7 protein-coding genes are annotated in these 7,520 nt (G+C 65.2%); 1 reads left to right on the plus strand and 6 read right to left on the minus strand.

Annotated elements, in window-relative coordinates:
* Nucleotides 1-12: 12 nt before the first annotated feature.
* The 4 genes from F6X39_RS17375 to F6X39_RS17390 all read right to left on the minus strand — a co-directional run bounded on the left by F6X39_RS17375 (nt 13) and on the right by F6X39_RS17390 (nt 5,722).
* Nucleotides 13-315 (minus strand): hypothetical protein, encoded by a 303-nt coding sequence (locus F6X39_RS17375; protein ID WP_184033394.1) that lies wholly within the window; start codon nt 313-315, stop codon nt 13-15.
* Between the two features lie 87 nt (nt 316-402).
* Nucleotides 403-3,219 carry a DNA ligase D gene (gene ligD, locus F6X39_RS17380; protein ID WP_187617511.1) on the minus strand — a complete coding sequence of 939 codons (2,817 nt, stop codon included), beginning with the start codon at nt 3,217-3,219 and terminating at the stop codon, nt 403-405.
* A 48-nt stretch (nt 3,220-3,267) separates the two neighbouring features.
* Complete coding sequence (locus F6X39_RS17385) at nt 3,268-4,287, minus strand: Ku protein (RefSeq protein ID WP_187617512.1); 1,020 nt, start codon at nt 4,285-4,287, stop codon at nt 3,268-3,270.
* Nucleotides 4,288-4,447: 160 nt separating this feature from the next.
* Entirely contained in the window at nt 4,448-5,722 is a 1,275-nt protein-coding gene (locus F6X39_RS17390) for a cytochrome P450 (RefSeq protein ID WP_187617513.1), read from the minus strand.
* Nucleotides 5,723-6,003: 281 nt separating this feature from the next.
* On the opposite strand from F6X39_RS17390, the gene serB reads away from it, so the two are divergent.
* Nucleotides 6,004-6,843 carry a phosphoserine phosphatase SerB gene (serB, locus tag F6X39_RS17395; RefSeq protein WP_187617514.1) on the plus strand — a complete coding sequence of 280 codons (840 nt, stop codon included), beginning with the start codon at nt 6,004-6,006 and terminating at the stop codon, nt 6,841-6,843.
* A gap of 78 nt (nt 6,844-6,921) precedes the next feature.
* On the opposite strand, the gene F6X39_RS36865 is transcribed toward serB, so the two are convergent.
* Both F6X39_RS36865 and F6X39_RS17400 read right to left on the minus strand, forming a co-directional pair.
* Nucleotides 6,922-7,053, minus strand: coding sequence for a hypothetical protein (locus F6X39_RS36865; protein WP_262414734.1), 132 nt, complete (start codon nt 7,051-7,053; stop codon nt 6,922-6,924).
* Nucleotides 7,054-7,104: 51 nt separating this feature from the next.
* A complete protein-coding gene (locus tag F6X39_RS17400; protein WP_184065081.1) occupies nt 7,105-7,281 on the minus strand; it encodes a hypothetical protein in 177 nt (58 codons plus the stop codon).
* Nucleotides 7,282-7,520 lie beyond the last annotated feature (239 nt).

The raw sequence follows: 7,520 nt of genomic DNA on the forward strand, positions 1-7,520 counted from the left end.
CGCTACGCCGCGTCAGCGCTTGCCGACCTTTGCGCCGCCCTGCTTGCGATCCGAGTTCACATCGGCATGCGCGTCGTTCTGCGTGCGTTGCTGATACTCGCCGCCGCCGCGGCGGTCGGTATCCTGCTGCCCATGCTCGATGTCGTCATGCGCCTGCTTGCCGACATGGCGCGGCTCGTCCTCGTGCTGCGACTCGGGATGCTGGTCGGCTTCATGCGGCAGCGGCGCCGCGGCTTCCTGCAACGACTTCGGATCCTTGTTCGCGTGCGGGTCGGCTTGCGGGTCGCCATCGGTCGATTGCGGCAGGGTCTTCATTGCATTGCTCCTTCGCGAAGCGCGTTCGCGCGCCAAGTACGCACGGCGAATTCGCGGGTTGGATTCAGCCACCCGGACGAGCGCTCATCACGCGACGCCCAGACGTTTTTTCATCGCCGCGGTGATGCGCTGACGCGTCTTTGCGTAGTCGGCCCACGGGTCGTTTCTGAGGCCGTCCACACGCTCGTGGACATTGCGGATGCCCCATTGATCGCCGCTCGTCGTGCTCTCCAGTTCGTCCCACGCGAGCGGCACCGACACCCCGAGCCCCGGCCGCGCGCGCGCCGAGAATGCGGCCACCGTGCTCGAGCCACGGTTGTTGCGCAGATAGTCGATGAAAATCTTTTTCTTGCGATTCTGCGCGCCCATCTTGGCGCTGAAGTACTGCGGCAGCGTCGTCGCCATGTGCTGCGCGACCGCCTGCGAGAAATCCTTCACTTCGTCCCAGCCGGCCTGCTTCGCGAGCGGCACGACCACGTGCAAGCCCTTGCCGCCGCTCGTCTTGCAGAACGACTTCAGGCCCAGTTCGTCGAGCAGCGAGCGGGTCAGTTGCGCGGCCTCGACCATGCGTTCCCAGCCGAGCGACGGGTCCGGGTCGAGATCGAACACCATGCGATCGGGCTTTTCGATATTCGACGCGACCGCATTCCACGTATGAAACTCGACGGTGCCCATCTGCGCGGCGCCGACCAGCGCGGCGAGCGTGTCGATCGTGATCAGCGGAGGATGGCCCGGATCGAGTCCCTCGTGCTGCGTGACGTGCGGAATCGACAGCTTCTGGCTGTGCTTCTGGAAGAACAGCTCACCGCCGATATCCTCGGGCGCGCGCACCAGCGCGACGGGCCGCTCGCGCAGATGCGGCAGCATCCATTCGGCGATTGATTCGTAGTACTGCACCAGTTCGAGCTTGCTTGCGCCGCTGCTCTTGTCGATCACGCGATCGGGATGCGAGATGCGCACGCCGGCGATTTCGCTCTGTGCACGCGAGCGTGTTGCCGTGGTTCGGGCGGGCGCGCTTTCCTTGGCGGCGGGCCTGGCGGCACTGGCGGTCTTGCTGGTTGCGCGCTTTTTCGGCGCGCCTGTTTGCGGCGTATCGGCGGTGGCGGTTTCGGTTTGCTGTTGCACGTCGGCTCCTTGTCGGGCGGTTTCCCTGACGATCTGGCGCGCCGGCTTGTCGTCGCGCAGGCTGATGAACGACGCCTGGCGCACGATGCCGTCGCCCGTCCATTCGGCGAAGTTGCATTCGGCAACGAGCACCGGCTCGACCCAATGCACGGGCGTGCGGCTGCGCTCGCGCGGTGTGCTCGCGAACGGCATGCGCTTGCTCGCGTGCGCGTCGAGCGCCTGTTTGACCGAGCGCAGCAGCGCGGCGTCGAAGCCGGTGCCGACGCGGCCTGCGTACTGCAGCCGGCCATCGGCGTCGTAGACGCCGAGCAGCAGCGCGCCGAACGCCGAGCGGCTGCCGCCCGGCTCCGAATAGCCGCCGATCACGAACTCCTGGCGGCGCCGGCACTTCAGCTTGATCCACGACGGCGAGCGGCCCGACGCATAGCTGCTGTCGCGCCGCTTGCCGATGATGCCTTCGAGCGCCATGTCGCACGCGCTCTTGAGCAACTCGTCGGCGCTGAACGCGAAGTCGTTCGAAAAGCGCAGCACGCGATCATCGACGCCTTCGAGCAGCGCCCGCAAAATCGCGCGCCGCTGTTCGAGCGGCACGTCGCGAAGGTCGTAGCCGTTCAGAAACGGCAGATCGAACAGATAGATCACGATGTCCTGCGGGCGATGCGCATCGAACGCGTTTTGCAGCAACTGGAAGTTCGGCACGTCGCGTTCATCGAGCACGACCGCTTCGCCGTCGAGCCACGCGCTTTGCACATCGAGTGCCGCGAGAGCCTCGATCTGCTTGCTGAACTTTGCGGTCCAATCGTTGCCGTTGCGCGTGAAAACGCTGACGGCACCGCCCTTCGCTTTCGAGGCGTGGTCGATGCGCGCGAGCACGCGGTAGCCGTCGAACTTGACTTCGTAGAGCCAGTCATCGCCTGGCGGCGCGCTGTCGACGAGCGTCGCCAGCTCCGGCTTCAGGCTCGCGGGCAAGGCGGCTTTGACCGCGCCTTCGATCGATGGCGATGCGGCGAGTTCGCGTAGCGACTGCACGCTGCGCGTCGCGACGATGTCGGGGCGTTTGGGATCGGCTGCGCGGCGCAAGGATGCGGATTTCGCCGGCTTGCCCGCGCTCGTGGCCTTGCCGTTGCGCGAGGTTTTCGTCTGCGCTTTCGATTGCTTTGTTTTCCTGCCTTTCGAAGCCCCGTCGGCCAGCACGCTGCCCGGCAGCTTCTTCAGCACGTCGTAGTCGCTTTCGTCGCGCGCTTCCTCGTCGCGCTCCTTGATCAGCAGCCATTGCTCCTTGTCGCCGCTGCCGCGCATGTGGCTCCGTACTAGCGTCCAGCCGCCATGCAGCTTCTCGCCGTGCAAATGAAACTTGAGCTTGCCGGCCGCGTACGACCGCGCGGCTTCGGCCGCGCCGCCCGCCGGCTCCCACGTGCCGCGATCCCACACGATCACGGTTCCCGCGCCATAGTTGCCGGGCGGAATCTCGCCCTCGAAGGTACCGTATTCGACCGGATGGTCCTCGACGTGCACCGCGAGCCGCTTGACCGACGGGTCGAGGCTCGGCCCCTTCGGAACCGCCCACGACAGCAGCGTGCCGTTCAGTTCGAGCCGGAAGTCGTAGTGCAGACGCCGCGCGTCGTGCTCCTGGATCACGTAGGAGAGCGTATCGGGCGCAGCACGCATTGCGCGCTTGCCGGTCTTGCTCGCGGCGCGCTTGCGGGTCGTCGCGCCGGCCGGCTCCGGCGTATCCTCGAAGCGGCGCTTGCGATGATAGTGGTCGAGTCGGTCGTTCATGGCGATGACTCCGGTGCGTTTGGTGCCATAGACGGCTCGGCCGCGCGCTCAGGCCGCCGCGCGCCGTTTGCGGGACGTTGCGGTGGTTTTCGACGTCGCGCGCCCGCTGCCGCCGCTGCCGCCGCTACCGCTGCGACTGCGCGCCGTGCTTGCCGCGCGCGGCTTTTTGCGCGCGGGCGCGGCCGCCTCTTCGTCGGACTCGGCCTCGCTATCGCTCTGATCCTCGTCCTCGTCGGCGGCACGCTTGCGGCCCGTGGTGGCCTGCTTGCCCTTGCCGCGGCCAAGACTGCGGCGCAGCAGATCGGACAGGTCGAGAATGTCGGCGGACTTGCGCGACTCGTGCGGCGTTTCGACCTCGACGACCTCCTCGGTCTTGCCCGCCTGGATCTTGCGCTCGACGAGCGCCATGATGTCGTCGCGAAACGTATCGTGATACTGCATCGGGTCCCACGGCTCGCTCATGTCGTCGATCAGCTTTTTCGCCATGTCGAGTTCTTTCGCCGACACGCCGGCCGCCTTCATGCCTTCGGGCGGCACGTTGAATTCGTCGAAATTGCGCACCTCGTCGGCCCACCGCAGTGTGTTCAGCGCGAGCATCGGACCGAGCGGAATCAGCGCCGCCAGATGCTGCTTGTTGTGCAGCACGACACTCGCGACGCCGATCTTGCCCGACGCCGTCATCGCCTCGCGCAATAGCGCATAGACTTTTTCACCCTTGCGGTCGGGCGTCAGGAAATACGGCGTATCGAGATAGAGAAACGAGATGTCGGGGGCGTCGACGAACGCGAGGATGTCGACCGTCTGCGTCGACTCGGGGTTCGCCGAGCGGATTTCGTCGTCCGACAGCACGACGTAGCGATCCTTCTCGTACTCGAAGCCGCGCACGATGTTGTCGCGGGTCACGTCCTTGCCGGTCCGCTTGTTGAACTGCTTGTAGCCGATCGGATCGATCGTGCGCTTGTCGAGCAGATTGAAGCCGACCTTCTCCGACTGCGTCGCCGGATAAAGCTGCACCGGTACGTGGACGAGCCCGAAACTGATTGCGCCCCTCCAGATCATGTGTGCCATCGCGCGCTCCCCTGTCCCATGGCCCTGAGATATCAGGCGAAGCAGCAAGCGTGCCCGCGTTTCGGCGCGCTCGACACTGCTGCCACGCGTAAAGCAGGAGCGGTTCAGCTCGGCGGCGTGCTGTCATGGCGTTGTAAGTCTTGCGACGAGGCGGCAAAACCTACGGTTTTCCTGGTGCGCGCGGTCTACGCGGCGCCCGCAAAGGCTCGAGCAGGACCGGTACCGACGCAAACCCGCGAAACCGCACGCGAGCGCCCCGCGTCGGCTCACCATCGACGCGATACGCCGGGAAGCGCTGCACGAAGCGCCCGATCGCAATCCGCGCCTCCAGCCGCGCCAGCGACAGACCCGCGCACTGATGAATCCCGAACCCGAACGCGAGATGCCGGTTCGGGTCGCGGCGGATATCGAAGCGGTCCGGCTCGGCAAACTGCTCGGGATCGCGATTGGCCGCGCCGATGCACAGCGTGACCGGCGTGCCGCGCTCGAGCGCGACCCCGCCGATCTCGGTATCGACGGTGGCCATGCGATTGCCGAGCTGGTTCGAACTCTCGAAGCGCAAGCACTCCTCGACCGCGGTGCCGATCAACTCCGGCTCGCGCAGCAGCGCGGCACGCTCGTCAGGCCACTCGCTCAGCGTGACGAGCCCGTTGCCGATCAGGTTGGTGGTCGTTTCATGCCCGGCGTTCAGGATGAAAATGCAGTTCTGCAGCAGTTCGGCTTCAGATAGCTGCTCGTCCGGCCCCTCCCCCTGGATCAGCCGCGTCAGCACGTCGTGCTGCGGATCGCCCGGCTCGCGGCGGCGTCGTGCGACGAGGCCGCGCAGATAGTCGACGAATTCGCTGACCGCGCGATTGCCGCGCTCGAACTGCGCGTCGGTCAGCGACGGCTCGAGCGCGCCCAGTATCGCGAGCGACCAGTCGCGCAGCGGCGCGCGTTCATCGTGCGGCACGTCGAGCAGATTGCCGATGACCTCGACCGGAATCGCCGACGCGAATTCGCCGATCAGATCGATACGCCCGCGCTGCGCGGCCGCATCGAGCAGGCCGTCGACGAGCCGGATCAGCGCGGGCTCCATCGCCGCGATCGCGCGCGCGGTCAGCGCGCCGGCGATCAGCTTGCGCACCCGCGTATGGCGCGGCGGATCGTTGAACACGAGACTCGTGGTGTGATGCGCGTAGAGGAGAGAGTCGCCGTATTTCGGGCGGAACTCGACGGTCTTGTCGGAGCTGAAGGTCTTGGGGTCGCGGTAGACCGCCTGCACGTCGCGAAAGCGCGTCAGGAACAGCGAGCCGTCGGGCATGCGCCGGATTGGCTCATAGCTGCGCAGTGCGTGATAGACCGGATAGGGATCGGCGTAGAACGCCGGGCTCAGATGACGCAGATCGAAGTCGCGGGCAAGGGAGGATGCCTCGCTGGCGGTTGCCGGGGTCATGCGTTGTCTCCGTGGGGCGTCTTGTTGCGCCCGTGTGGGGTGGTGGGTTCGTGTGACCGTATTCGTTCGGCCTGCTCCGTTACGGCGATGCGCCGATCGCCGGCTTCAGCCAACGCGACGACAGCATCACATGATTCGATGCGCCAGTATGAACCGCACGCCGCCGGAGCGCACGGCAAGCCCGGCATAGCCGCCTGCGACGGGCCAACGCACAGAACCGATACAATAGCGGGATTTTCCGCGCGCCACGCGCCTCTTTCTTCCCGCGTCACCGGTCGTCCATGAACCTCGTCATTCAAAGCGTCGCCCCCCTTTCCGCCGACCACCACAAAACGCTCGTCGCGCTCGCACGCGGCTCGCACGCCGCCGTCATCGACGAGCACGCGATTCGCATCGCCGACGCGAACCTCGCGCAACGCGCCGACGTCGAAGCGTATTGCTATGCGCATCGACTCGACTACGCGTTTGTCGAAACCGGCCGCCAGTTGAGCGACTTCGGCCTCGTCGCGATGGACATGGATTCGACGCTGATCACGATCGAGTGCATCGACGAAATCGCCGATTTCTGCGGGCTCAAAGCCGAAGTCGCGGCGATCACCGAGGCTGCGATGCGCGGCGAGATCAAGGACTTCAACGAGAGCCTGATTCGTCGGGTCGCGCTGCTGAAAGGGCTCGACGCCAGCGCGCTCGAGCGCGTGTACGAGGAGCGGCTGCGGTTGTCGCCGGGCGCCGAACGCATGCTGGCCGGCGCGAAACAGGCGGGCCTGAAAACGCTGCTCGTGTCGGGCGGCTTCACGTTCTTCACCGCGAAGCTGAAGACGCGCCTTGGGCTCGATTTCACGCGCGCGAACACGCTTGAAATCATCGACGGCAAGCTGACCGGCAATGTGATGGGCGAGATCGTCAATGCCGACGTGAAAGCGCGCACGCTGCGCGAAACCTGCGCGACGCTCGGCATCGAACCGTCGCGCGCAATTGCGATGGGCGACGGCTCGAACGACCTGAAAATGATGGCCGAAGCCGGACTCTCCGTTGCATTCCGGGCGAAGCCGGTGGTGCGGGAAGCAGCCAGCGTGTCGTTCAATTTCGTTGGACTGGACGGTTTGCTGCGGTTGGTTTGAGGCTGGCGCTCGAGGGATCCGTTATCGCTCGCGTCGGCACAACGACCGACGCGCTAGCGAGCCGCGCGAACCGTTGCGTTATCTGTTGAAAATGGCCGGCAGGAACAGCGCGAACATGCCGATGGAAATCAGGATGCTGAAGATCGACACGCCCTTCATGATGCGATCGTGATTTTTGCCTATTTCCAATGACAGGATAAATTGTTTCATAAGCTCCTCCACAAGACAGAACAAGTATAAGAGCTGCACTATCCAATAAAACTAATTGAGGTAAATGTGCAGGGCCGCGGATAGAAGCGCCGCCAGGCAGGTCATGAAAATTGACGTGCCTATCGCCCCACGTGATAGCGCGCCAACCACGGACTCGGTCTGCCGGTGATCGATAACGGCGGCAATCGGCACCGCAAGGTTCAGCAACAGCCAGAAGAAAAGATTCATCCAAGCCCCTCCCCCGAGCGCCGCAACGTTATCCGGCAAGCACACGATCGTAGCGTCGCGAAGCGGCATCGAACATTCGGCCGAACGGTCGGGTCTGCCTGATACTCAGGGCAATCGGCATAGGGGGCAGCCTGAGGCTGCGCCCCTGCCACACCACCCGGCATGCGGGTCCGCACCGGGCGGTTCGGGAAGTTGAGGTTAGGAGAGTCGGGGCACACCCAGCTGATCGAAGTAAGTGA

Source organism: Paraburkholderia sp. UCT2 (assembly GCF_014397665.1).
Lineage (GTDB): Bacteria > Pseudomonadota > Gammaproteobacteria > Burkholderiales > Burkholderiaceae > Paraburkholderia > Paraburkholderia tuberum.

Coding starts and splice junctions, on each gene's coding strand:
- F6X39_RS17375 (WP_184033394.1), bottom strand. CDS start 315: ATGAAGACCCTGCCGCAATCGACCGATGGCGACCCGCAAGCCGACCCG.
- F6X39_RS36865 (WP_262414734.1), bottom strand. CDS start 7,053: ATGAAACAATTTATCCTGTCATTGGAAATAGGCAAAAATCACGATCGC.
- ligD (WP_187617511.1), bottom strand. CDS start 3,219: ATGAACGACCGACTCGACCACTATCATCGCAAGCGCCGCTTCGAGGAT.
- F6X39_RS17390 (WP_187617513.1), bottom strand. CDS start 5,722: ATGACCCCGGCAACCGCCAGCGAGGCATCCTCCCTTGCCCGCGACTTC.
- F6X39_RS17400 (WP_184065081.1), bottom strand. CDS start 7,281: ATGAATCTTTTCTTCTGGCTGTTGCTGAACCTTGCGGTGCCGATTGCC.
- F6X39_RS17385 (WP_187617512.1), bottom strand. CDS start 4,287: ATGGCACACATGATCTGGAGGGGCGCAATCAGTTTCGGGCTCGTCCAC.
- serB (WP_187617514.1), top strand. CDS start 6,004: ATGAACCTCGTCATTCAAAGCGTCGCCCCCCTTTCCGCCGACCACCAC.